Raw genomic sequence first — 23,625 nt, 5'->3', positions numbered from 1 at the left:
CGCCATGCTGACGAGGACGGCGGTCTCTGGTACATCGAAGCCGTACCCGACCGCAACGAGTTGATCGCCATCAAGCAGGCAGAGCTGACCTCGGCCGGCCAACTCCACCGGTGCAACTGGAGGCACCTGGAGGACGAGCACGGCGGCCTGACAGACCAACGAGGTGGTGCGCGATTGAGGGTGGGGCGTGCCGGCCTGGCGGTTCGGCTTGGGTGGTCACCTCTCGGCGCTGCGGTCGGAGACCAGGCCGGCGATGGCGAGGTGGGTCTGGTCGTAGTACTCGCGGCGGTCGAGGTAGCGCTGGAGGGGGCGCCACTGCTTGTGCTCGGCGTTCGCGTGCTCCACGCAGATACGCTCGCAGGACTGCCGGTGGCGTTCCTTCTCGTACGCTGCCCACTCCTGGGCCGGGGCGTTCTTCTTCGGCTTCAGCGGTGGGGCGCTGACCTGGTCGGGGAACTGCTTGGCCAGGCCTCGGTAGCCGGAGTCGACCTTGGCCTTGACGTCGGGGAACTGTTCGGACAGGTCGGCGATCCCTTCCGTTCTCACGGCACTCTGGTCGTGCATCCGGCCGGGACACGGGTCGGGCTCGGAAAGGTGACCAGCCGGGTAGTGCCGGACACGCGAGTTGTACCAACCGTTTGACACAAATCCCCACTGGGCCACATCTTGTACTCACTGCTTGATACAAGCGGTGAGTACAAGTACGAGCACACGGGGGTTTCTCATGCGCGAACTCGGCACCGTCCCAAGCCCGACCGCCACCGACCGCTATGCGCGCTGGGCCGGGCTGCTCGTCGGACTCGTCGCCGCCCGCCAGGTCGGCTCGAACGACGGCCTCGGCGTCGGCATCCTGTACGCCATCCCGGTGTTCGGGCTCTGCGCGGTCGCTGGCGTCCTGGTGGGCGACGCGCTGACACCGCCGCCGCGGGGAACCGTCCGCACGGCCGGTCTCGCGCCGCGCCGCATTCGCGACTACGTGCCACCGCGCATGACCCTGCTGCTCCTCGCCGAGGCCGCCGTCCTCGTCGTCCTGCTGGCGGTGGCCGCCGTGGCCGCCTCGCCCGACGACATGGGCCGCGCCGGGCGCTCCCTGACCGTGACCTGCCCGGACGGAAGCACGGCGAGCACGAGCCCCTGGCCGGGCCTCTTTTACGGCCTGCCCATCCTCGCCGCCCTCGCCGTCTCCACCACCGCGTGCGTCTGGTCCCTGACCCGGATCGCCCGCCGCCCCGGCGACGAGCAGACCCGCCGCGACCGGTCGCTGGCGATCGTCGCCGCATGGGGGCTGCTGGTCTCCGCGCCCCTTCTCGGCGCCGCCTCGACGGCGTCGGGCGCGCTGATGAACATCGGCTGCGACGGCACGGTGGGGCGCCTCGCGAACTGGGCACTGTGGCCCACGGCCCTGGTCGCCCTCGTCACCGTGCCGTGGTGTCTGTTCACGGTGATCGCGCCCAAGGCCGGGGTGCGCCGGTGAACGGTCCCGTCGTCCACGTCGACACCGCGAGCCCCGTCCCGCCCTACGAACAGATCCGCGCCCAGCTGGCCGCACTCATCACCACGGGCCGCATGCCGGAGGGGGAACGCCTGCCGACGGTGCGCCAGCTGGCGGCCGACCTGGGCCTGGCGGCGGGCACGGTGGCGAGGGCCTACCGCGAACTGGAGGCGGCGTCCCTGATCCGCACCCGCCGTGGGGCGGGGACACGGGTGGCCCCGCTTCCGGCACCGACCCGGACACCAGACCCGGCCAAACTGGCGGAACTGGCCCTCCGCTTCGTGACCGAGGCCCGGGGCCTGGGCGCGGACAGGGAGACGGTGCAGCGAGCGGTACGGGACGCGCTGGACGAGTAGCGGCTGTACGGGGGCGGGCCCTGCAACCGCCGGCGCGGAGGAGGGCCGGTTGCACAACCGGCGAGGCCACAGCCGACTCCGCGCCGTGGGAGCGGGCCCGGACCACCAGCTGGTGTTCACCGATCGAGTGATCGCGACACTGGTCATCCTGCGTTTCCAACTGCCCCACGCGGCCCTGGCCGTCTTCTACGGTGTGGACCGCTCCACGATCACCCGCGCGGTCCACGAGTGCGCCCGCTGCTGACCGCCCGCGGCTTCGCCGTCCCCGGCGAGCCCCACGTGCGCCTGCACACCCTGGCCGACGTCTTCGCCTACGCCCGCGCCAAGGGCGTCGAACTGCGGCTGGACGGCACCGAGGTGAAGGTGCGACGCCCCAAGGCCAACAAGCCGGGACGGCGCGCCTTCGTCTCGGGGAAACTGCGGCAGAACACCAACAAGGCCACCGTGATCAGCGACGAGGCGGGCCGGACCCTGTGGACCGGCGCGATCCGTCCCGGCCGGATGCATGACCAGAGTGCCGTGAGAACGGAAGGGATCGCCGACCTGTTCGAACAGTTCCCCGACGTCAAGGCCAAGGTCGACTCCGGCTACCGAGGCCTGGCCAAGCAGTTCCCCGACCAGGTCAGCGCCCCACCGCTGAAGCCGAAGAAGAACGCCCCGGCCCAGGAGTGGGCAGCGTACGAGAAGGAACGCCACCGGCAGTCCTGCGAGCGTATCTGCGTGGAGCACGCGAACGCCGAGCACAAGCAGTGGCGCCCCCTCCAGCGCTACCTCGACCGCCGCGAGTACTACGACCAGACCCACCTCGCCATCGCCGGCCTGGTCTCCGACCGCAGCGCCGAGAGGTGACCACCCAAGCCGAACCGCCAGGCCGGCACGCCCCACCCTCAAGCGATCGAACCGATCCTTCCTTTGAGCACCGCAGTTCCCCCTGGGCCCCCGCCTGTTCTGGCACGAGAGTGGCACGGCACGGGGCCCGTGGACTAAATCAGGCCACACGCGCGACGAAGAATTCGAACCGGTACTCCTGTTCGCTGACCGCGGCCACCGTGCGGAGGTCATGCGCGAGGAACACCCATGGGGTGTTCCTCGCCTGCCGGATCGAAGAGAACCAGGCCTGCGGCAGGCTGAACTCGATCCAAGGGGCGAGTTCCAGTTCCGTGTACAGGAAGGCCGACGTGTGGAAGCCGTGCGAAAGAAGGAGCTCCTCCACCCAGGCGTCCAGAGTTTCCTGGGAAACCTCATCGCTCAGTGTCGCATCCGGTTCAGTGGACATGTCCCAGAAACCGCACACGGCTTCCATGACGCGCTCGGGCACACTCGCGGAGGACAGCGTGTGCATGGTGACGGCCTCTGAGGCATCACGCAGTATGCAATCCAGTTCCTGGCGCTCTCGCCGCTCCCTCAGCACACGCCGCAACTCGCTAACCACCGCATTTGCCCTGTTCGTAGTAGAGATGGTGCTTCGGTTTCATTTCCTTGTAGATCTTTCCGGTCATGTTCACATCTGCAGGCTCGCCCGCCTGCGGAGTTCCGGCATGGAAATGTGAAAGCGGCGCATTGGGATCCGCTGTGTTCTCGGCGATGACACGCATGCCGTGCGGTGTCTCGTACTCGGTCCGTCACTGGCGTACTCAAAGAGTCCCACGGACCACTGACAATCGGCAGAGCGAGAACACAGCCGAGCAGGCATCAAGGCGCAACCGCGGGCGACTCAGTTCTCCGCGACCGACAGGATCGGGCCCGCCGGGTCATTCCGGCCTGTACGAGAACCGAGTGCTCACCTCGGCCGCTCGGGTGCGCCTGGTCACGTCGTTGCTTCGAATGGGTCTTCGAGGCCGGTAACGGCTGGCACCGACGCCTCGTTCGCCATGCATCCGCTCGGAGACGGCGGATCGGCATCGGCCCAGATCTGCTGCGGCTGCCGTACCCGGTGGTGAGTGGAGGGCAGTGGCAGTGGGGGCAGTGCTGCGCGTGGTTCCTGTCGTGGGTGAGACGACGTGGTCGTTTCAGCACCGGGTCGCGGGCGCCTACCGGCTACAGGTCACCGATCTGACGGTGTGGTGGCGCTGGGCAAATCCGGACCGCGTACCCACGGTGGGCGCCCGGACGGTGAGGTGCTGCTCGATGCCCACGCGCAGGAGCAGCTGACCGGGTGGTACCGGATCCGGCCACCGGTCGGTGTGGGTTCAGCAGAGCATGACGGCAGGTCATAGACCTCTTGCCGGGGCCGCGTTGTCAGTGGTGGGCGATACGTTCGGCGTCTTGGAACCGCTGTGGCACGACAGGAGTGGACGATGACCGAGAGCAGTGTGCTGCCCGCGCTCAGGGTGGTGCTGACGGACGTCAACGAGCGTGTGGTGGAGGCGTGGCGCGCCGCGTTCGCCGACACGCCCGGCATCGAGATCCGCAAGGGCTCGATCCTCGACGAGGACGTCGACGCCTGGGTCACCCCCACCAACTCCCTGGGCCGGATGGACGGCGGGGTCGACGCCGTCATCAAGCGGTACCTGGGGTCCGGCATCCAGGTGCGCGTCCAGCGGGCGATCCGGGACCGGTTCGCCGGACCCATGCCTGTGGGCAGCGCGGTCTGCGTCCCGTCCGGCGCGACCGTTCCCCGGTACCTGATATCGACGCCGACGATGGTGCGGTCCTCGCAGAATGTGAGTGCCACGCTGAACGTGGCGCTGGCGTGCGCGGCTGCTTTCCAGGCCGTTCACCGGCAGAACCGGAAGAAGCCGGGCAGCATCCGGTCCGTGGCGCTGGTCGGGTTGGGGGCGCAGACCGGCCAGGTGCCGGCGCGGGTGTGCGCCAATCTGATGTGGACCGGCTACACGCTCTTTCACGACCACTGGTTCGAGGACGACGACGAGCTGCGCTCCACGATCGTCTCCCAGTTGCACGGAATCGAGAACGCGCCCGTCGACCAGCGGGTACGCATCGTGCCACCGGCGGCCGCCGTGCCGACGCCCGTAGCTCCCGCTCCCTCCTCTCCTTCCGCCACGACGAGTGAAGGCGCCTCCGCCATGACCGGATCGGGGCCCGGTGTCCCGGCTCCGGGCCAGCCGCCGCAGTCCCAGTCCGGTGCGATCGACCCCCTCGCCCTGAGCGAGCTCTTCGACGGCGGCGGGGAGTCCTGGCTCCCGCTGCTGAAGCCGGTCATCGAGGCGCAGCCGGACGCCGCGCGGTTCATCGGGAAGGGCCGCAGCCCTGAGGTGGTCCCGGTCCGCGAGCTGACGTTCCAGGCGCTCAAGCCGAACCCGCCGCACAAGTGGAAGGTTGTGGTCTTCGGTCAGAACCCGTATCCGCGGCCGGAGAGCGCCACCGGCATAGCCATGTTCGACAACACCTTCAGTGACTGGAAGGACAGCCGGTTCGGCCGGGTCGTCAGCATTCGGTGCCTCATCAAGGCGGCGGCGATGTGGAAGTACGGCATCGTCAAGAAGACCCCGATCGCCGATGTGCGGGCGCTGCTGAAGGAGCGGGACACGGTCCAGCCGCCGGAGTGGTTCCAGGCGATGCTGACGCAGGGCGTGCTCCTGCTGAACGCGTCGCTGACCGCGAGCGGGGACGGGGCGATGGGGGCCGACCAGCACACGGCGTTCTGGCGGCCGGTCGCCGAGCGGATCGTCGAGGAGATCCTCAAGGCCAAGCAGGACGCGGCCGAGGAGGACCGCGGGGTCGTGTTCGCGTGGTGGGGGGCGCACGCCCGCAGCCTGAAGCGGGTTGTCCTGCGGCTCCAGCAGAAGTACCCGGACGTCGAGGTGCGGCATCTGGACCACGCCAACCCGGCGGCGCAGGGCGACATCTTCTGCGAGGGCGACCATTTCGCCCAGGTCAACGACGCTCTGGCCTCGTTGGGCGCCGACGGCATCGACTGGCTGCCGAGCAAGGGGTGGAACGAAACGGCGGTCGGCGCGGGCGGTGCGGACGGGGGTGCCGCTGCGCGCATGGGCGCTTTCATCGAGTCGACCATGAACCTGCACCAGCTGTACCTGGAACGCCTCACCAGCGTCAAGGACGAGGGCCTGGTCCTGCCCGCGATCACCGGTGTCTTCGACACCCCGCTGATGGACTTCCACGACGCCGTCGCCCCGGTCTCCGCGGCGCTGGCCGGGCTCGCCGGGCACATCCAGCGCTCCCGCGACTTCGGCAAGCAGCGTGCGGACCAGGTGGCCGACGCCGGCCCGTCCGCCGACGCGATCGCCGCGCTCCACCTCTACACCTGTGAGTCGGCCTTCTACCGTGAGATCAACAGCGTTCTGCGCTCCCCCGACCGCACCAGGGTCACGCCCTACCTGCCGTACCTGCGGCTGCTGTTCTCGGCGGTCTCGAAGCTGCCGGCCTACACGCAACCGCTGTGGCGCGGGGTGTCGCTGGACCTTCGGGCGCAGTACCCGGTGGGCCGGACAGTGACCTGGTGGGGCGTCTCCTCCTGTACCTCCGAGCTGAAGGTGGCCAGGGCGTTCTTGGGCAGTCGCGGCAAGCGGACGCTCTTCGAGGTGACGCCGGCCCGGGCGGTCGGGATCAAGCGCTTCTCGGCCTTCACCGGCGAGGAGGAGTACATCCTCACGCCAGGTACCCAGCTCAAGGTGACGGAGGTGAAGAGCGAAGCCCGCGGGCTGTGCACGGTCCGGCTGAGCGAGGTCACGGACACCGCTCCCGTGGTGTCCTGACCCCCCGTTCACGAGGGCCGCGTCGTGGTTGCCGAACGCTCGCGCCTCCCGGCAACGACGCCTCGCCGGGAGGCGGCTGAGCGGCGTCGGCTGACTGACTGGGGGCTGCCGAACAAACCCTCCTTTCGACCTGGTGTGGGCGACAACGCGGGAGGAAGAAGCCAACGCCTGCCCTTCGTCCCCTGGCCCTCGCCGCGGCCCGAGCCCGGGGACGGTGTGATCTGGAAGGCGCCTGAGATTGCCGCGTGGGCGGTGTCAGCGATTTGCTAGCAGGTGGGGAAGCGGGGCTGTCGGGTGACGCGGCCGCGGGCGCAGAGCTGCTTCCGTGCCGCCTGGCCTTCTACCGGCCCCCAGGGGCCGTGGCGGATCCGTGGCAGGGTGTCTGAGTGTCGCCGACCTCATGATGTCTCTCCGTGCCCGGCGAAGCGGACGGTTTCGTGGAGGGTGAACATGGGGTCGGCGCCGGTCAGTTCTGCTGGATCAAAAGAGTTCGCCGGCTTCGGGAAGGGCTTGTTCGACAGAGGTGATCCGGTAGCCGCCACGCTGGTAGAGGCCGCCCTCTCGTCCGTGGACTGTCCAGGCTTTCTCGGCCGCGCCGTCAGGTGATGCCGCCATCAGATGGAGCGTGAGGACCGGTACGTGCGCTGACGAGCCGGCAGCACGTCCCGCTCTGGACCCCGAACTGCGCGAGCTGCTGACCAGCATGCCCCTCATGTCCCAGCTCCCCCGGAAGTTCTCGCGCAACTGCGGCAGTTGCCCTCGGCGCCCGTCGGCTCGCTCCTGGCGCACCGGCAGGTCGACAGGCGCGAGGTCAGCGTGCCGGCCAGGGACGGTGCCCGGATCCGCCTGTCGGTCTTCAGCCCCGCGCACCCCGATCGCGCACGGCCGCCCCCCCGGCGTCTACTGGATCCATGGTGGCGGGATGGTCATGGGCGACCGCTTCTCGCAGATCGACATCCCGCTGGAACGGCTCGACGAGTTCGGCGCGGTCGTGATCTCCGTGGGCTACCGCTCGCACCGGAAGCCACCGGCACCACCCTCGTCGACGCCCTCGTCGACGACTGTTGCCAAGGTCGCCGTGCGGCCGTAGCCGTACGGGCGCCCCGGCGTTCATGGACGGCCGGCTGACCGCCCATGAACGGTCAACGCCTTACCGAATCGGCGCGTGGTGCGCGTGGCGTGAATGTCGGCCCGGCTGACAGCAGTGCGACCTGACGAACCGGCCCCGGCGCGCCTTCGAAAGGGCGTGCCGGGGCCGGTTCCTGTGTGAATCGCAGCCGCCCTTACGGGCGGATGCCGGCGTCAGCGACGGGGCGAGTGGTGGCACTCCTGGTGGGCGGGGTGCCAGACACGGATCCACTGGCCGGGGTGCCGGCGGTGGTGCCGGTCCCGGAACGCCGGACGCCACTGCCGCGCCCAGTGGCCCGCCACCCTCTCGCAGTGGTGCGACCCCGCCGAGGGCCGGTGGTCCTGCGACCCCGCCGACGGCCGGTGGTCCTGCGGGGCGGCCGACGCGGTACCGACCGTACCGACGACCGCGCCCGCGGCCAGGGCCACCGTCGCCGCTACCAGGGCCGCGGCCCTCTTCAACCCGTTGATCATGTTCAGACCTTTCCGTACGAACCGGGGCTGACGCCCCGGCACTGCCCGGACCATTCGGCCGGACACGTACTGATCCTCACTCCCAGACATGACCAAATCGCCCTAGAAATCCGCTTCTTAAGAAATGCAAATCAATTTCTCATTCAGTGCAAATAGTCATATATGCATGCCAATGGTGTGGCCCGTCACGCGTCGGCGGTCAGCCATCCGGGGCGCAGCGGGCGGACACGGTCGCTGTACCGGTACGGGACGGTGACGGGACGCACTGGCTGGCGTGCACGGAGGTCCAGGCGCTGCTCTCGGCCCGGGTCCGCGCTTCCGGGGTGCCCACCGACCAGGCTCTTGCCGCACTCGCAGGCGAAGCGGTGTCCGAAGCCGGGCCGGGTGGCGGTGAACCGCGGGGCGGCCAGGGGCTCTGGAAACACGAGCGGGAGATGCGCGAGGCGCACAAGGACCTCGCCGGGGCCGGGCTGGGGCAGCCGGCCGGACCGGTCCGGGCTCATGGGCCCGCTGTCCTGCAGGACTTCCACCACGCGCGCGGCGACGAACCCGGCTGGGTGCTGTGTCTGACGGCCGGCCGGCCGCCGGGGTGGGAGTTGAGCCGCCATGGGGCCGCGGCGCCGCCGAGGCCACCCGGGCGGACGAGCAGGGCGAGGTCCCGTGGACTGTCCCGAAAGCCAACTCACCGTCGATGACGTCGACTTCGACGGCGACACTGTCTCCATCACTTTCGGGACCTCGCCGGTCGTCCTCCCCGCGCCACTGGCCACCCTGGTCCGCGAACTCGTCGCGACCCGCCGCGGTAAGGCCAAGATCGGCACCCCGGACGACGTTCCCTGGCTTGTCCCGGGAGGACACCCTGGGCGCCCTCTCGGCGACGACCGGATCGGCCAGCGCCTCCACAAGGTCGGGATCCGGCCCAAGCAGGACCGCTCCACCGCGCTGTTCACCCTTGCCACCGAGTGCCGCCGCGATCCTCGCCCGGATGCTCGGGGTCCACATCAAAGTGGCCGTCCAGTGGCAACAGGCATCAGGCGGGGACTGGGCCGCCTACGCTGCCGACGTCAGCCTCCGGTCGAGCACCGCACCAACACCCGGCGGAAGTCCCCTGTGAGTACCTCATCCTCGTGCGCCTCCTCCGCGACCTGCTGCCACCCTCAGCCAGTCGAAACGGACAGCCCACCGCATCCAACACTCGGAGAGACATCCAGTGCTGACCTACGAAGACATGACCGCATGGGCCGGAGCCGAGCACGTCACCCGGGCTGACCCTGCCGACCTGGCCGGCTGGCGCATCCCCGAGCATCAGAAGGCCCTGCTCGTGAACATCGGCGTTCCCATCGTCGATCAACTGATCGAGTACGTCACGTTCCAGACGGACCCGGACCCCGCCCTCCAGACCGCATCGGGAACCGTCCTCTATCAGCTCTCCCGGAACCATCACGGCGACCTCGTGCCAGGTCTGCAATGGGCTTTCGGCGTCGAGCCGGATACCGGAAAGGTCTACTACGTCTTGCCCGACGGGGAAGCCTGGTTCGCCAACTCCTCCATCGACCTCTGGCTACAGACACTGCACCACTACGGCCGACGAGTGAGCCAGTCTCCGATCCTCAACGACCCGGACGAGCATGAGGACGAAGCCCTGGCCGAACTCAGCAAGCTCGCGGACGAGCTCAAGGGGATCGACCCTCCCGCCTTCGAGGGCTACATCGGCTTCATCTGGGCCGAGTTCCTCGAACGCTGGCTCTGGTGAGGGGCAGCGTTGGGGATGGTCCAGAACCACAGTGGAAGTCGCGGCTCCGGCTGGCGTCGGCACCACGACGAACGCCTTTCAACACCCACTTCCGCGGAGGCATTCGGACGGTTCCAATACCCGACTCCACCGTTAAACCGTCCGGGCGGTGCCCAGGGCACCCTGCTGGCCGAGGTGGAGCGGGAACAGGAAGAGATCCACCTGAAGCTCACCGCCGAAGCATTCGAGGACTTCCGCGCGGGCCACATGCCGGCCGGTCCCGGGGCCCGCGAGCTGATCAAAGCGTTCGAGCACATCGACGCCGAGCTCAAGGGCCATGAGGCGGGCACGGCGGTCGTACTGGAGGCCGAACGGCGGCTGGAGAACCTGCTGCGGCAGCAGTCCCGGCATCTGCATCTGCATCTGCAAGCCGCGAACTACTGCTGGTTCCGTGACCCGCACAAGGCCCAGTGCCTGAAGCTGGCCGGCACCCCGGACGCGACGAAGCCGCTGGGCGTCCTGTGCGACTCCGCACGATGCCCGCAGGCCACCCATCACGGCTGTCACCTGCCCGTCTGGCAGCCCCAGGTCGACACCGGCAACGTCTTCCTGGACAACCCGCGCTTCCCCAAGGGGGAGAAGGCACGGCTCAAGCCCGAACTGGAGCGGGCCCAGCGGGTGGTGGACGAGATCAGCACAGCGGCCGGTACGGCCGGCGGAGAGGAGTGACATGCCGCGGATCACTGACGCGGACCGGGCCCGCAACGAGGACGCGATCCGCGCCGCGATGGACCGGTTGCTGCGGGGCGAACTCCCGCCCGGCGGCAAATGCGACCTCACGACACTGGCCGCCGAGGCGGGGGTGACCCGGACCGGCTTCTACCCGAAGAAGAACCGCGACGGCACCACCCGGCCGGGCCCCTACCAGCACCTGGCCGAGGAGTTTCGAGCGGCGGCTGATGGTCCTGCAGGACGCGGGCACCGTCATCGATCCTCGCACCGCGCAGATCGAGCGGCTCAAGACCGAGGTCGCCGAGCTGAAGGACCGCATCAGTGAACGCGATGCGTCCCTCGCTGAGCTGAAGGCATTCCGCACCCGCGCGGTCTCCCAACTGGCCGCCCAGCACGTGGAGATCGCGCGGCTGCGCGAGCAGGCAGCCCAGGACGGCAACGTGCGCCGTCTGCCGACCTCATCGCGCTCGCCTTCGCTGTTGTGCTGCCGACCGCCGTCCGCTCGCGGACCGCAGCTCCCTGATCACCCCTCAGCGACCGAAGCACGGCGAAGGCGGGCGCATACCAGGTGAAGTGACAGGTTCTGGTCAAAGACTTGTCCAAGTGCCGGACGCCCCCTCCCTCCGGTGATCGGGTCTCCCACGACGGCTGTACGATCACTCGTTTTCGGAGGACCTGGTGTCAACACCAACCCGTAAGAGACGATGGTTCACGATCTGTGCCATCACCGCATCCGCCTCGCTCGTCGCGATACCCGCAGGCGCCGGGTCCGGCGGGGGCAGCAGCCCCTTCGGGGCTCGCAGGCTCGCCCAACTCGCCGCCGAACGCGAGCAGTCGACAGGTGGCATCACCCCCAAGGTGAAAGCCGAGGACGACGGCGGCGGCGGTGACGACGGCAACGAGGCCGACGAGATAGCCGAGGGGGCGGACCAGTACTCCGAGGCCCGCACCTCACCCGGCATCGTCGCGCCGGGCGCGTACGGCGCCGCCTGGCAGAGTCTGACCAACCTGCGCAGCACCGGTGGCAGTTGGCGGAACGTCAGCGATCTGCCGTACAACTCCGACGACCCGCGCTACCGCGACTACGACTCCAACTCCAGCGGCGGTTCGGGCAATGTCACCGGCCGGGTGGCGGCGATGGCCGCCGATGACGACGGGTACGTGTACGCGGGCAGCGCGGGCGGCGGCGTGTGGCGCTCGCGCACCGGAGGCGGTCACTGGCAGCCGATCAGCGACCGGCTGTCCTCGCAGTCCACCGGCGCGCTCGCGCTGGACGGGGCCGGGCGGCTGTGGCTGGGCACCGGCGAGGCGAACACCAACGCGGACGCCTACCTCGGCAGCGGCGTCTACGTCCTGTCCCACCCGCACCACGGCACGTTCTCCACGCGCAGCCGGGTCGGCGGTGACGAGCTGGAGTCCACCACCGTCCGCCAGCTGCGCTTCGGCGGCGGCAAGGTGTGGGCGGCGACCAGCGAGGGCGTGTGGAGCCACTCCACGAAGACGCTGAAGGGTGCCTGGAAGCTGGAGTTCGCCCCCAATCCCGACTACCTGCCCGGGGGTTCCAAGGCGAGCGACGCCAGCACCGCGTACAAGAACATCACCAACGACATCGCGATCGATCCCAAGGACCCCTCGAAGGTGGTCCTGGCGGTCGGCTGGCGCAGCGGTGACGACTACAACGGCTTCTACACCAAGGCGAACGGCACCTGGACGCGGATCACCAGCGGCTTCGGCGACCTGCCGACCGACGCGGACAACGTCGGAACGGTCACCTTCGCCCATTCCGCCGACGGCTCGCGCTACTACGCCATCGACGAGTCGCCCGCGCAGATGGCCGACAACCCCGACAGCGGCCTGGAGGGCATCTACAGCGCCGGCTCGCCGTTCGGCCCCTGGACGAAGATCGCCGACTACAAGCAGCTCGCAGCCGACGGCTCGGCGCTGACCTCCAGCGGCTACATGCCAGGCGTCCAGTCCTGGTACAACCAGTTCCTGACCGTCGACCCATCCGACCCGAAGCACGTGTACGCGGGCCTGGAGGAGGTCTACGAGACCAAGGACGGCGGCAGCACCTGGTCGACCGTCGGCCCGTACTGGAACTTCGGCTTCTCCTGCTGGAGCATCGACCCGGCCAAGCAGACCGGCGACTGCAACCAGACCACCCACTCCGACCAGCACGGCGTCGCCATCGGCAGCTACCACGGCAAGAGCTTCGTCTACGCGGGCAACGACGGCGGTGTCTACAAGCGCCCGGTGGGCGGTTCCCAGGACTCCTCCGGCCACGCCACCGACTGGACCTCCCTCAACGACGGCACCATCGACACCCTCCAGTACTACTCGGTGGGCGTTGGCAAGGACCTGACCTACGGCGGCGTCTCCGTCACCGGCGGCCTGCAGGACAACGGGCAGTCGATTCTGCGCAGCAACGACAAGGTGATGGGCTCCAACTTCGGCGGCGACGGCGGCGACACCCTCACCGATGCGGCCAACGGCTGCAACATGGCCGAGGAGTACGTCTACCTCTCCGTCCAGGTCACCCAGAACTGCGCTGTCAACGACGGCAGTTGGGTCTCCGACTCCAGCAAGGCCACGTCATACAACGTCGCCCCGGCCGACAACGCCACCAGCGAGGCCCGGTTCATCGCGCCGCTCGCGGCCGACATGAAGAACAGTTCGACCTGGATCGCGGGCGGCCGCCACGTCTGGGTGCAGACCAACGGCTACGCCATCCGCAGCGGTTCGGAGTGGAAGAGCGTCTACGACCTGGGCGCCGGCCGCACCGCGACCGCCGTCGCGGCCTCGGGCGGCAAGGTCTACGCGGCCTGGTGCGGCCCCTGCAACAACCAGGGCTTCGCGCGCGGCATCTCCGTCGGCAACGCGGACGGCACCGGCTGGCACGACATCACCCTCCCCGCCACCGGCGCGGCCGGTGCGGTGCCCAACCGCTACCTCAGCGGCTTCGCCGTCGACCCGAAGAACGCCGACCACGTCTACCTCGCCGTCAACGGCTTCTCCCGGCACTGGACCGAGGGCCCCGGCGCCGGCGTCGGCCACCTCTTCGAGTCCACGGACAGCGGCACCACCTGGAAGGACGTCTCCGCCAACCTCCCCGATGTGCCGACCAACTCCGCGGTCGTCACGCCGAACGGTGGCCTCGCCGTCGCCACCGACCTCGGCGTCGTCTACCGCGCGCCGGGCCGTACGACCTGGCAGCGCATCGGGAACCTCCCAGCCGTCGCCGTGCTCCAGCTGAAGCTGAGCCCGGACGGCAAGACGCTGTACGCGGCCACCCACGGCCGCGGCATCTACACGATCAACGTGCGCGACTGCGACTGACGCAGCGACGTCGCAGGGGTGATCCCGGGTTGCCGGGATCACCCCTGCGACGTGTAGGGCACCACCCTCACGCGCAGGGTGAAGGCGACGCGCGCCGCACCGGCCACATCCGGCGCCTTCGCCGATACGGTGACGTCCGCCGTGCCACCCCTCGTCCCGGCGCAGCGCACCGAGGCCCGGGTGGTGCCGTCCGCCGCCACCTTCCATCCCGACACCAGGACGAAGACCGGCGCGGAACTCAGCACACGCGTCCACCGCTTGTCATCGGTTCGAGGCCGCAGGACCAGGGACACCACGGTCCCGGGCCGCACGCACAGGTCGTGGACAGAGGCGTCTGCCGGATGGTGGGTGACGGTGGTCGAGCCCGCGACGCACCCTGGGGGCGTGGAGGTCCCATGAGAGGCCGGGACGCGTGTCGACGGCGTCGACGGTGACGTTGCCGACCTTGTCACTGAGGACGAGCCGGGGATTCCCGGCGTGCCGGGGCCCCGCTGCGAGGGGGTGGCGGTGGGTGGACCGGCAGAAGGACGCGTCGGCGTCGAGTCCGCCTCCGAATCGTCGCCGCCTCCGCAGGCGGTCAGAAGAGAGGTGAGGGCGACCAAGGCAGCCACGAGCAAGGTCCAGGATCCTCGACCCCGTCCGCAGTCCTCCATCATCATGACCACTCCCTTGCGCAACCGAACGGCACTGCGACGTCCCCAGCCGCACTTCGGTTCCCGTGGCCCGAGGAGCGGCGGAGGGTCTCACCGTATGCCCGAGCCGAAGGGGATGGAGACCACCGCCGATCGGCCCCGGCCGACTACCGGCTCTACGCCACTCTCGACGTCGAACTGCTGACCTTCATCCGCCGACCCCGCACCCTCGGCCTGTACCTGGACGACATGCGCGAGGTGCTCGCCATCCGCAACGGCGGCATCCCACCCCCCGCCACCGTTCGCGACCTGCTCGACGCACGGATTGCCGAGCTCGACGACACCGTGGCCGAGCTCCCGGGCCGGAAGCAGGGCGCCGGTGCTCGTGACGGATGTCGGCGATGGCGGCGGACAGGAGCCGTCCCGCGCCGGACAGCCCCTGGCGCCGATGGGTGAGACATACGTCGTCTCGGGGCGGGCGTGCAGCCGGGGCGGTGCGGCCAAGGCCGGGACGACGGTCCTACAGCGATGCCGTCCCCGTCGCAGAGGCTGCCCGTACGTCGTGGTGCGGCAAGGCAGACCATCGAGGTGTTCAAGAGTCAAGAGGACGCCAAATCCCCCTGGTTCAGGTGATATCGCGAAGAAACGCGTTGACATGGCCATGATTGCACAGCAGGGTGTCGATGTCCTTCAGCACGTCCTGCACGATGTTCGGTTCGGCCGGGCTCCGCCCGCCCCCATGGTGCGGACGTGTACGAGGCATGCTCCCGACCCCACTTCGCGACGCACCGATGCCGGACGTGCCCCTTCTGTGAAAGGGAACGGATCATGTCCCTGGCATCCCTGCTCCACCGCCTGGCGAGACCCGGCCTGGTGACGGTGGCCCTCGCGGCCGGCGCGCTGGCCCTGTCGACGACCACCGCCGGCGCCGCGCCCGCTCTCACGCAGATCAGCACCGATCCCTACACCAACTCCACCAGCCAGCACGCCACCGAGGTCGAGCCGGACACCTTCTCCTACGGCTCCACGATCGTCTCCGCCTTCCAGGTCGGCCGGTTCACCGACGGCGGCGCCTCCAACGTCGGCTTCGCCACCTCCACCAACGGCGGCACCACCTGGACCAAGGGCTTCCTGCCGGGGATCACCACACAGGCGGGCGGCACCTTCCAGAGGGTCAGCGACGCGTCGGTGACCTACGACGCCAAGCACAGCACCTGGCTGATCTCCACCATCCCCATCACCTCGTCCGTCACCGTGCCCGACGTCTACACCAGCCGCTCGACCGACGGCGGACTGACCTGGAGCAACCCCGTGGTCACCGCGACCGGTTCGAGCCTCGACAAGAACTGGATCGTCTGCGACAACACCGCCACGAGCGCCTTCTACGGCAACTGCTACACCGAGTACGACAACAACGGCGACGGCGACCGCATCAAGATGACCACCTCCTCCGACGGAGGACTCACCTGGGGTGCTTCGAAGAACACCGGCAACAACGCCACCGGCCTGGGCGGGCAGCCCGTCGTCCAGCCGAACGGCACCGTGGTGGTCCCGATCGCCAACGCCTCGGAGACCGCGATCCGCGCCTTCACCTCCACCAACGGAGGCAGCTCCTGGACCAACGCCACCACCGTCAGCACGTTCACCGTGGGCGGGAGCCTGCGCAGCGGCCCGCTGCCCTCCGCCGAGATCGACGCCGCCGGCAAGGTGTACGTGGTCTGGCAGGACTGCCGCTTCCGCGCGAGCGGGGGCTCCTGCACCTCCAACGACATCGTGATGGCGACGACCGTCAACGGCACCACCTGGTCATCGGTGACCCGCATCCCTATCGACGCGACGGCCGGCACCGTCGACCACTTCATCCCCGGCCTCGCAGTAGACCCGGCCACCACACTCACCGCAGGCTTCGCCGCCCTCACCGCTCTGACCGCTGTTGCGGTCCCAGCCACCCGGGCCGGCGACGAGCGCGGCACTCGCCGGCCTCGGCCGTAGGACTCCTCGTCAGCGCCGCCGGTTGAAGTCGCCGACTTAAGTGACCAGCTCATTCCAATCACGCCAGCCTCTGGTTCCAAGGCTCCGCTTGAGAACTGTCGGGTCCGGCTATTTGCCGCGAGCGATGTCGTCTTCGAGCGAGAGATGCCGGTCGAGGTCCGTTACCGCCTTCTCCGGTCAGGCTGCCGTCGGCGGCTGCGGGCCTTCCGGCCAACAGGCGGTCCATGGCCTCGCGGATGCGGGTCCGTTCGTCGTTGTGCCGGGGCCGAGTTGTCATGCCAGGGCCTCAGCGGGGCGAGCGGTGGTGTCGTGGGTGGCGGCCATGTCGCGGAGCCGGTCGGCGTTGGCTCTGAGCCGTCGGCCGCGTGGCCCGGGCGCCGCCGCGGCGAGCTGGTCGATCTCGTCCGCTCACATCCGCAGGAGCCTGGCGTGGGTGTCGGTGCGGACAGCGTTTCCGCAGCCGGGCCGACAGTCGTACTGCTTCGGCGCAGTCGCCCTGGGGCCGGGCTCGCAGAGCGCGATGTCGTGCTTGAACACGCAGATCAACAGCCCATCCGGGTTGTCGAACGGGACGACAGCATCCCGTGCGAGGAACGCGGCGGCCTTCCTCGCGAATGTTTTGGGAAACGATCCGGCGGCCCTCGAAATGGGCCGGGCCCGGTGCCTGTTTCATCTCGTGGTGGTCGTGCTCGATCCGCCGGCCGAGGTGCGCCGGCCACACCAGCCTCATACATCAACCACTCTGATAACTTGGGTAGTTGTCGCCACCTGGAGGCGGTGGCGCGTGTCGAGGCAGCGGTTGAGGCTGTCGGGGGAGGAGTGGTCGTATGAAGAAGACGGAGCAGGGACACACGACGACAAAGGCGGAGCAGAGCCGCCCGATGAAGAAGATCGTGGTGCGGCGGACCGAGTCGATCAAGGTGACGTCGGCGCCACTCAATCACCAGCCGGCTCACGCCTCGTGATACGGGGCAGCCGGGAGGCGCAGCGCGGTCGCTCCCGCGCGCGTTACTCGGCCGGTTCGGTGAACATGGTCGGCATGCGCGCTTCTGGAGTCCGGGATTTCCAGTGACATCCTGACGTTCCATCCGCTGACCCTGGTGTCGGACGGCCCCGACGTCATCGTGGGGCGCAGGGACATCGACACGTACGCCGCTTTCCCGGCGGACGGTGCGGAGCTGCTGCGGCGGTTACAGGCCGGCGCCAGCGCGGACGAGGCAGGTCGGTGGTACCGGGAGCGGTACGGCGAGGCCGTGGACATGGCGGACTTCCTGCAGACGTTGCGGGAACTGAAGTTCGTCCGCTCGCCCGGTGAGCAGGGTGCTCCTGTCGCGACAGAGCAGCCGGGTTGGCAACGGCTGGGCAGGATCGCCTTCTCCTGGCCTGCCTGGCTGGTCTACCTCGGCATCTGCGGGTTCGCGCTGTGCCTCATGCTCCGGATCCCGTATTTGCGACCGCATTACGAGAACTTCTTCTTCGTACCCTCGCTGCTGCTGATGGAGCTGGGGCTGTTCTTCGGACAGGTGCCGGGAATCCTCTTCCACGAGGCCATGCACGCACTGGCCGGCCGGAGGCTCGGTGTTCCTACCCGGCTGAGGCTCGGAAACCGCCTCCACATACTGGTCTTCGAGACCCACCTGAACGGGTTGTGGAGCGTGCCGCGCCGCTCCCGGTACCTCCCGCTGCTGGCCGGAATGGTGGCCGACCTGGTCTGGTGTTCGCTGTTGACGGTCCTGGCCTGGCTCACCGGCGCGGGCGCCGGCCCGTACGCTTTCCCAGGTGCCTTCTTCCTGGCACTGGCCTTGTCCACGCTGCTCCGGCTGGCCTGGCAGTTCTACTTCTATCTGCGGACCGACGTGTACCAGGTGTTCGTCACCGCGCTGCACTGCGTCGACCTGCACCAGACCACCAAGGAGCACCTCGCCAACGGGATCCACCGGCTGCTGCGCCGCGCCGCACCGTACGACGAGGAACGCTGGCATCCGCGCGACCGGCAGGTGGCTCGCTGGTACGTCTACCTGTTCGGGTTCGGATATTTGTTCACACTGGGAACGCTGGGCTGGATCGGCATCCCGGTCACAGTGAAGGTGCTGTCGGGCATCGTCACGCGGCTGCTCACCGGTGTCGCGTTCAGCGCCCAGTTCCTGGACGGCTGCCTGACTCTCGCTCTCGACTTCGTACCACTGGTGATCGTCGCCGCCGTGGTACTGCGCCGCTGGCGCGCACGCCGGAAGGCGGGCTGACCACAGTGCCACCCCTGCCACCCTTCGCCGACCACAGTGCTACCACCGCCCCCATCGACCGATCGGAACGAGGCATGTCGAGTCATCTCCGGATCACCGGCCCACACCAACAGAATCGTCGGGCCGCCTGGGAGGACACCGCTCCGGCCGGGGTCACGCTGGTGAGCGACTGTCACAGTCGGCTGCGCGGCGTCTACTCGGGCACCAACACCCTGCTGCTCCAACTGGTCCCGATCGTGTACGAGAAGGATCCTGAGCTCGTGCACACGCACGCCACGGAGATCCTCTACGTGGCGCCGGAACTGAACGGGCTCATCGCCACCGACGTGTTCCGGCCGATCCCCGTAGAGGTGTACCAGGAGCATCAGCGCTTCCTCGTCCGGGCCTACTCCACGGTGCGGCCGCTGCTGCTCGCACACGGCCTCACGAACTTCCTCAAGAAGTGCGCCGCTCTGCCCTCCCTCGGCCACCTCAACTGCTACTTCGAGAACGTGCACGCGGCCGACGAACTCGACCGTCAGTTCCTGGCCATCCTGGTCCGCCGGGTGGACCCCGCGGGGCTGACGGTGGGCGTGGGCGCCACGGACGAACCGCTGCCCGAAGTCCTAGAGACCGCGCTGGACAGATACGCCCGACCGATGTCGGCGGCGCCGCTGAAGGGGCAGGACACCGGCCATGAGCTGGAGCGGGCGCCGGCCGCCCGCCGCGCGGCCTGGGCGAGGGCGTTCGTCGACTCGGACGGCACCAGCGACGTGCCCTTGGAACTGGCCGCGTACGAGGCCGCGGAGGCAGTCGAGCGGCAGCAGTGGCACGACCAGCGCGCTGAACTGCTGGAGCGTCAGAACGACTTCGGGCTTCGGCTGGGCGCCATCCCCTACCACCGCGCGCACGGCCGGTTCCCCGCAACGCTGGGGGCCGCCGCGTACATGGCCGCCACCGAGTACGTCACCGACGTCGGCTACTACGAGGCCGCGGTGCGGATCGGCGACCTCGGCCGCGCCCTGGTCGACCGTGCCACCCAGATGCGCGACTACCGGAGCCTGTTCCTCGACCAGGACATCCCGCTGCTCGCGCTGCGCCGCACGGACGAAGCCCGACGGGTCTATCGGGAGCTGCGTTCCTTCTCCTCCGAGCCAGGCGTGCAGGCGCACGCCGCGTACGGCATGGCCATGCTGTACGTCCGCTACTATCCGGCGGAACAACGCGACTACACCGAGGCCAGGGCCTGGATCAACAACGCACTGGCCTTGGCGCGCACCCTGCCCGAGGTCAGCCTGCGCGCCCATCTGACCGCATTCGAGCAGAACGGCCTGGCCCTGGTCGAGTACCGCCTCGGCCACTTCGACGAGGCCATCCGGCTCGAGACCGAAGCGATGGAGTTGCTGGACAGCCAGCCCGGTCCGCATTGGTACGAGCTGTTCCTCCGCCGCGCGCTGCTCTCCTTCAACCGCGCGCAGGTCTACACCACCGTCGGCCGGCACGACGACGCCGTCGCGGACCTGACCTCGGTGATCGACCTGTTCCCCGAAGAAAGCGACGGATACCTGGAGCGGGGCAACGCGCACCGGTGCGCGGGTCGCGCCGCCGAGGCCCTGGCCGACTACGACCGCGCGATCGCCCGCAACCCTCCGCCCGAGGCGTACTACAACCGGGCCGGCCTGCTGTCCGAGCTCGGCCGGGAGCAGGAGGCCCTGGCCGACTACGACACCGTCCTGGACCTCGACCCCGACCACGTGGACACGCTGGTCAACCGCGCCGGCATCCACTACGACCGCGGCGACCACGGCACGGCACGCCGGGACGTCGAGCACGGTCTGGCCTTGGCCCCCGGCAATGCCCAACTCCTGTGCACCCTGGGTCTGCTCGACATGGCGGACGACCGTACAGAGGCGGCTGCGCACGCGCTCACCAGAGCGATCGAGCACGATCCCACGCTTGCCGCGGCGTGGGTCAACCGCGCCGTCCTCGCTTTCGGCAACGGCGACGCCGAAGCCGCCATCGACGACCTGACCGAGGCGCTGGCCCTGGGTGAGGACCCCACGATCCGCTACAACCGGGCCGTGGCCCACGAGCACCGGCAGCACTGGCAACAGGCCATCGACGATTTCACCGGGGCGTTGCTCCTGGACCGGAGCAACGCCGAGGAAATCCTGGTCAGCCGCGCCGCCTGTCACCGCGCACTGGGTCGGCTCGACGACGCCCAGCGCGACCTGGACGATGCGCATAGCCCCGCCCACTGAAATCTTCCCTACGTCCGACAACCCAAGGCCCGGCCGTCCCTCTGTCCCGCCAACAGGCGCTGGGGGGACGGCCGAAGCACCCGCGGCAACCGCCGGGGGCGCACTCATCTCCAGTCGGTCCTCACCTGCTCGGCGACCGGCGTCCGTCCTGGTCTCAGTCATCAACGAGTGGTTGTGACCAGCACCTTCCCGACAGGCCCTAATCCTTGCTGTCGAGCGCCGTTCCGTACAACCGGTCCACCTTCAACCGGATGACCACGCGGCGCTCAGCGACCAGCTGCCTCAGGAACGCATCTTCGTCTTCTGGCTTCGCGCCCTCCGGGATCATCCCGAACAGTTCCCGCCCGACTGCGTCACCGGGAACCGTGGTGACCCCGGAGACCTCTGCCTTGCCCTCGGCGACGGCGAACGACCACACGTCGTCGCCCTGCACATGCAGCGCGGCATGCGGGTCGCGCCGTAGGTGCTTGACCTTGACTCGGTCGGCTGTCGTCGAGAACCGCACGATGCAGCCGTCGGCATCCCAGTTGTAGAGCATGGTCGTCAGGTGGGGATGTCCGGTGCGCTTGACGGTGGCGAGGGTGCCGAACTGCTGTTGGCCGAGCAGGTTGGAGAGGGCTTCGTCGGACAGTGGGCGAGGTGCGGGACCTTGACTCATGACGTGGTCAACGTCCGTAGCCACACCAGTATTTCTGGCGTTCCTCCCGTTTCGTGGCCCTGCGCATCGGGCCCGCCGGACGCGAGGTCCGCCAGCACGTCGACGACCCGGAACTGCCCGTGTGCCGGCTGCTGGCCGAATGGCCCGCCGGCGAGAGCGAGCCGGTGCAGTACTGGCTGTCCGCTGTCCGACCAGCCCTCCGGCATGCCCCTGACCACCCTGGTCCGCCTCGCCAAACTCCGCCGGGGCATCGAGCACGACTACCGGGAGATGAAACAGGCTCCGGGACTTGCCCACTTCGAGGGCCGGACCTGGAGCGGCCGGCACCACCACGTCACCCTCGTCTCCGTCGCACACGCCTTCTGCACCCTGCAACGACTGGCCCGGGCCCCAAAAGACACAGCGCCGGTGCGCGATGGAGCACCCCGGAGCAGCAGGGGCACAGATCTAGCGATCATGGAATTGCGACGCTCTGTGATCGCCGGACCTGTGCCTGCACTGCCGCATGGCTGCGCTTCAGCCGATGCGCGCTCCTGCGCCGCTGACACGGACGCGCGGGTCACCGGCGCGCAGCGTCACCGTGAGCTCGCCAGGGCGGCCCAGGTCCTCACCCTGGTGCAGGGTGAGGACGGCGTCCTCGGGGACCAGGCCGAGATCACGGGCGTAAGCACCGAACGCCGCGGCTGCAGCGCCGGTCGCCGGATCCTCTACGACGCCGCCGACGGGGAACGGGTCACGGACATGGAAGACGGCTGCCGACTCCCGCCACACCAACTGGACGGTGGTCAGGTCCAAGCGGTGCATCAGGGCTTCGAGGCGCGCGAAGTCGTAGGCGAGATCTGCGAGGCGGGCGCGCGTCGCAGCCGCGAGAACGAGATGGCGGGCGCCCGCGAAGGCGATACGGGGCGGAAAGACCGGGTCGAGATCGGCGGCCGGCCAGTCGAGCGCAGCGAGTGCCTCAGTGAGGTCGGCGTCGGCGATTTCCTCGACGTGCGGCTCGACACTGATGAGCGTGGCCCGGAGGGTCCCGCCCTCCTCAGCCACCACCACGGGCACGGTACCGACGCCCGTCACGAACACCAGTTCTCCGGGGCCGATCCGCTCGGCGAGCGCCACGGCCGTCGCGACGGTGGCGTGCCCGCAGAACGGCACCTCGGCCTTGGGGCTGAAGTAACGGACGCTGTACGCCCGCCCCTCCTGACTTCCGAGGCCCTCCGGGGGCGCGGTCAGGAACGCGGACTCCGAGTATCCGAGGTCGGCGGCGATGGCCAGCATGTCGCTGTCGTCCAATGCGGTGGCATCCAGAACGATACCGGCGGGGTTTCCGCCGTCGGGGTCGCTGGAGAAGGCGGTGTATCGCAGCACCTTGGGTGTCGGCCTATTAGTCGTCATGCCCGTGCCAACGCGGGGCAGGGCCGTGGCGTTCCCGGACCGACGACAACACCGGTGCAGGTAGTCGGCATCCAGGTGACCCCGAGCGGCTCGGCGATGGCGGCCCGGGCGACGGGCCGGGCGAGTTCACGCACCGCGTCCCACTCCTGGCGTGGGGCGAGGAGGCCCAGCCGAGCCGTGATGTCCTGGCGCGCACGCTCTTGCAGCGTCGGCAGGTTCTGCGCGTGCAGCGCGGTCACGAACAGCGAGCGCACCGCGCCCTGGTGGGGCGGGTCGAGGACCTGCACGTTCAAGGAGACCTCCGGCACCGCGCGGCCCAGGCGCCTCGGGTCGCGACGAAGTGCTGGTGGTCGCGCAGGACACGCCGGACACGCAGGCAGTCGGCGTAGCAGGTGACCAGCCGGCACTCCATTCCTTCGTGCCACGTCGCCGGTGCCTGGTCGCGCAGCGCGGCAAGGACGGGATACGGGTCGGTGAGCGTCGCCTCGTCCAACGGGTCGTACCGCACCGGGCGTCCCGCTTCTCGGAGTGCGTCAGGACGA

General features: G+C 69.2%; 24 protein-coding genes and 2 pseudogenes. 16 read left to right on the top strand and 10 right to left on the bottom strand.

Going from position 1 to position 23,625, the window contains the following annotated elements; translation table 11 throughout:
* Positions 1-216: 216 nt before the first annotated feature.
* Positions 217-645, bottom strand: a complete 429-nt coding sequence (locus tag ACFYW8_RS42225; protein WP_389092295.1) for a transposase family protein — start codon at positions 643-645, stop codon at positions 217-219.
* Positions 646-724: 79 nt separating this feature from the next.
* Here ACFYW8_RS42225 and ACFYW8_RS42220 point away from each other — a divergent pair, with 79 nt between their 5' ends.
* From ACFYW8_RS42220 to ACFYW8_RS42205, 4 genes are read left to right on the top strand one after another with little or no spacing between them, the layout of a single operon-like run.
* Entirely contained in the window at positions 725-1,474 is a 750-nt protein-coding gene (locus tag ACFYW8_RS42220) for a hypothetical protein (protein WP_389092292.1), read from the top strand.
* On the top strand, positions 1,471-1,848 hold the full coding sequence (locus ACFYW8_RS42215; RefSeq protein ID WP_389092289.1) for a GntR family transcriptional regulator: 378 nt from the start codon (positions 1,471-1,473) through the stop codon (positions 1,846-1,848). Before ACFYW8_RS42220 ends, ACFYW8_RS42215 begins: the two co-directional genes overlap by 4 nt.
* Before the next feature lie 49 nt (positions 1,849-1,897).
* Complete coding sequence (locus tag ACFYW8_RS42210) at positions 1,898-2,092, top strand: transposase family protein (RefSeq protein WP_389092285.1); 195 nt, start codon at positions 1,898-1,900, stop codon at positions 2,090-2,092.
* Positions 2,077-2,697, top strand: a complete 621-nt coding sequence (locus ACFYW8_RS42205) for a transposase family protein (RefSeq protein WP_389092281.1) — start codon at positions 2,077-2,079, stop codon at positions 2,695-2,697. Before ACFYW8_RS42210 ends, ACFYW8_RS42205 begins: the two co-directional genes overlap by 16 nt.
* A 139-nt stretch (positions 2,698-2,836) precedes the next feature.
* On the opposite strand, the gene ACFYW8_RS42200 is transcribed toward ACFYW8_RS42205, so the two are convergent.
* A complete protein-coding gene (locus tag ACFYW8_RS42200; protein WP_389092276.1) occupies positions 2,837-3,190 on the bottom strand; it encodes a hypothetical protein in 354 nt (117 codons plus the stop codon).
* Between the two features lie 82 nt (positions 3,191-3,272).
* Positions 3,273-3,443 (bottom strand): hypothetical protein, encoded by a 171-nt coding sequence (locus tag ACFYW8_RS42195; protein ID WP_389092272.1) that lies wholly within the window; start codon positions 3,441-3,443, stop codon positions 3,273-3,275.
* Between the two features lie 702 nt (positions 3,444-4,145).
* On the opposite strand from ACFYW8_RS42195, the gene ACFYW8_RS42190 reads away from it, so the two are divergent.
* Complete coding sequence (locus ACFYW8_RS42190) at positions 4,146-6,524, top strand: ADP-ribosyltransferase domain-containing protein (RefSeq protein WP_389092269.1); 2,379 nt, start codon at positions 4,146-4,148, stop codon at positions 6,522-6,524.
* 703 nt (positions 6,525-7,227) lie between these two features.
* Positions 7,228-7,598, top strand: a pseudogene (locus ACFYW8_RS42185) (alpha/beta hydrolase); the annotation flags it as partial.
* 228 nt (positions 7,599-7,826) lie between these two features.
* Here the strand turns inward: ACFYW8_RS42185 and ACFYW8_RS42180 are convergent.
* Together ACFYW8_RS42180 and ACFYW8_RS42175 are read right to left on the bottom strand one after the other, a co-directional pair.
* Positions 7,827-8,126 carry a hypothetical protein gene (locus ACFYW8_RS42180; protein ID WP_389092266.1) on the bottom strand — a complete coding sequence of 100 codons (300 nt, stop codon included), beginning with the start codon at positions 8,124-8,126 and terminating at the stop codon, positions 7,827-7,829.
* A 185-nt stretch (positions 8,127-8,311) separates the two neighbouring features.
* A complete protein-coding gene (locus tag ACFYW8_RS42175; protein ID WP_389092261.1) occupies positions 8,312-8,629 on the bottom strand; it encodes a hypothetical protein in 318 nt (105 codons plus the stop codon).
* Positions 8,630-9,336: 707 nt separating this feature from the next.
* Here ACFYW8_RS42175 and ACFYW8_RS42170 point away from each other — a divergent pair.
* From ACFYW8_RS42170 to ACFYW8_RS42155, 4 genes are all read left to right on the top strand, one after another.
* Entirely contained in the window at positions 9,337-9,879 is a 543-nt protein-coding gene (locus tag ACFYW8_RS42170; protein ID WP_389092257.1) for an SUKH-4 family immunity protein, read from the top strand.
* A 174-nt stretch (positions 9,880-10,053) separates the two neighbouring features.
* Positions 10,054-10,587: a hypothetical protein gene (locus ACFYW8_RS42165; protein WP_389092253.1), complete on the top strand. Its 534-nt coding sequence runs from the start codon at positions 10,054-10,056 to the stop codon at positions 10,585-10,587.
* 230 nt (positions 10,588-10,817) lie between these two features.
* Positions 10,818-11,162, top strand: coding sequence for a hypothetical protein (locus ACFYW8_RS42160; protein WP_389092249.1), 345 nt, complete (start codon positions 10,818-10,820; stop codon positions 11,160-11,162).
* Between the two features lie 106 nt (positions 11,163-11,268).
* On the top strand, positions 11,269-13,926 hold the full coding sequence (locus ACFYW8_RS42155; protein WP_389092244.1) for a glycosyl hydrolase: 2,658 nt from the start codon (positions 11,269-11,271) through the stop codon (positions 13,924-13,926).
* A gap of 38 nt (positions 13,927-13,964) precedes the next feature.
* On the opposite strand, the gene ACFYW8_RS42150 is transcribed toward ACFYW8_RS42155, so the two are convergent.
* On the bottom strand, positions 13,965-14,171 hold the full coding sequence (locus tag ACFYW8_RS42150; RefSeq protein ID WP_389092239.1) for an acetyl-CoA synthetase: 207 nt from the start codon (positions 14,169-14,171) through the stop codon (positions 13,965-13,967).
* 636 nt (positions 14,172-14,807) lie between these two features.
* Here ACFYW8_RS42150 and ACFYW8_RS42145 point away from each other — a divergent pair.
* The 5 genes from ACFYW8_RS42145 (at position 14,808) to ACFYW8_RS42125 (ending at position 21,033) form a co-directional block, all read left to right on the top strand.
* The gene (locus ACFYW8_RS42145; RefSeq protein ID WP_389092233.1) at positions 14,808-15,014 is read left to right on the top strand and encodes a hypothetical protein; all 207 of its coding nucleotides are present in this window, start codon (positions 14,808-14,810) and stop codon (positions 15,012-15,014) included.
* A 372-nt stretch (positions 15,015-15,386) separates the two neighbouring features.
* Positions 15,387-16,550 (top strand): sialidase family protein, encoded by a 1,164-nt coding sequence (locus ACFYW8_RS42140; protein ID WP_389092228.1) that lies wholly within the window; start codon positions 15,387-15,389, stop codon positions 16,548-16,550.
* A gap of 827 nt (positions 16,551-17,377) precedes the next feature.
* Positions 17,378-17,515, top strand: a complete 138-nt coding sequence (locus tag ACFYW8_RS42135) for a hypothetical protein (protein WP_389092223.1) — start codon at positions 17,378-17,380, stop codon at positions 17,513-17,515.
* Between the two features lie 135 nt (positions 17,516-17,650).
* Positions 17,651-18,793 (top strand): hypothetical protein, encoded by a 1,143-nt coding sequence (locus tag ACFYW8_RS42130; protein ID WP_389092220.1) that lies wholly within the window; start codon positions 17,651-17,653, stop codon positions 18,791-18,793.
* A gap of 74 nt (positions 18,794-18,867) precedes the next feature.
* A complete protein-coding gene (locus ACFYW8_RS42125) occupies positions 18,868-21,033 on the top strand; it encodes a tetratricopeptide repeat protein (protein ID WP_389092215.1) in 2,166 nt (721 codons plus the stop codon).
* Positions 21,034-21,232: 199 nt separating this feature from the next.
* On the opposite strand, the gene ACFYW8_RS42120 is transcribed toward ACFYW8_RS42125, so the two are convergent.
* Entirely contained in the window at positions 21,233-21,691 is a 459-nt protein-coding gene (locus tag ACFYW8_RS42120; protein WP_389092211.1) for a pyridoxamine 5'-phosphate oxidase family protein, read from the bottom strand.
* Between the two features lie 44 nt (positions 21,692-21,735).
* Here ACFYW8_RS42120 and ACFYW8_RS42115 point away from each other — a divergent pair.
* Positions 21,736-22,099 (top strand): annotated as a pseudogene (locus ACFYW8_RS42115) (IS701 family transposase); the annotation flags it as partial.
* A gap of 108 nt (positions 22,100-22,207) precedes the next feature.
* Here ACFYW8_RS42115 and ACFYW8_RS42110 read toward each other — a convergent pair.
* Genes ACFYW8_RS42110 through ACFYW8_RS42100 form a run of 3 tightly spaced genes read right to left on the bottom strand, consistent with a single transcriptional unit; the run spans position 22,208 to position 23,591 of the window.
* Positions 22,208-23,083, bottom strand: a complete 876-nt coding sequence (locus tag ACFYW8_RS42110) for a PhzF family phenazine biosynthesis isomerase (RefSeq protein WP_389092206.1) — start codon at positions 23,081-23,083, stop codon at positions 22,208-22,210.
* Positions 23,080-23,376 carry a hypothetical protein gene (locus ACFYW8_RS42105; protein ID WP_389092202.1) on the bottom strand — a complete coding sequence of 99 codons (297 nt, stop codon included), beginning with the start codon at positions 23,374-23,376 and terminating at the stop codon, positions 23,080-23,082. The genes ACFYW8_RS42110 and ACFYW8_RS42105 overlap by 4 nt, the downstream gene beginning before the upstream one ends.
* Positions 23,373-23,591 carry a hypothetical protein gene (locus ACFYW8_RS42100; protein WP_389092197.1) on the bottom strand — a complete coding sequence of 73 codons (219 nt, stop codon included), beginning with the start codon at positions 23,589-23,591 and terminating at the stop codon, positions 23,373-23,375. The genes ACFYW8_RS42105 and ACFYW8_RS42100 overlap by 4 nt, the downstream gene beginning before the upstream one ends.
* Between the last annotated feature and the right edge of the window lie 34 nt (positions 23,592-23,625).

The sequence above is a fragment of the Streptomyces sp. NPDC002742 genome, from assembly GCF_042888885.1.
GTDB lineage: Bacteria > Actinomycetota > Actinomycetes > Streptomycetales > Streptomycetaceae > Streptomyces.
The sequence above is the reverse complement of the archived record's forward strand: the minus strand, read 5'-3'. Positions and strand labels throughout refer to the sequence as shown.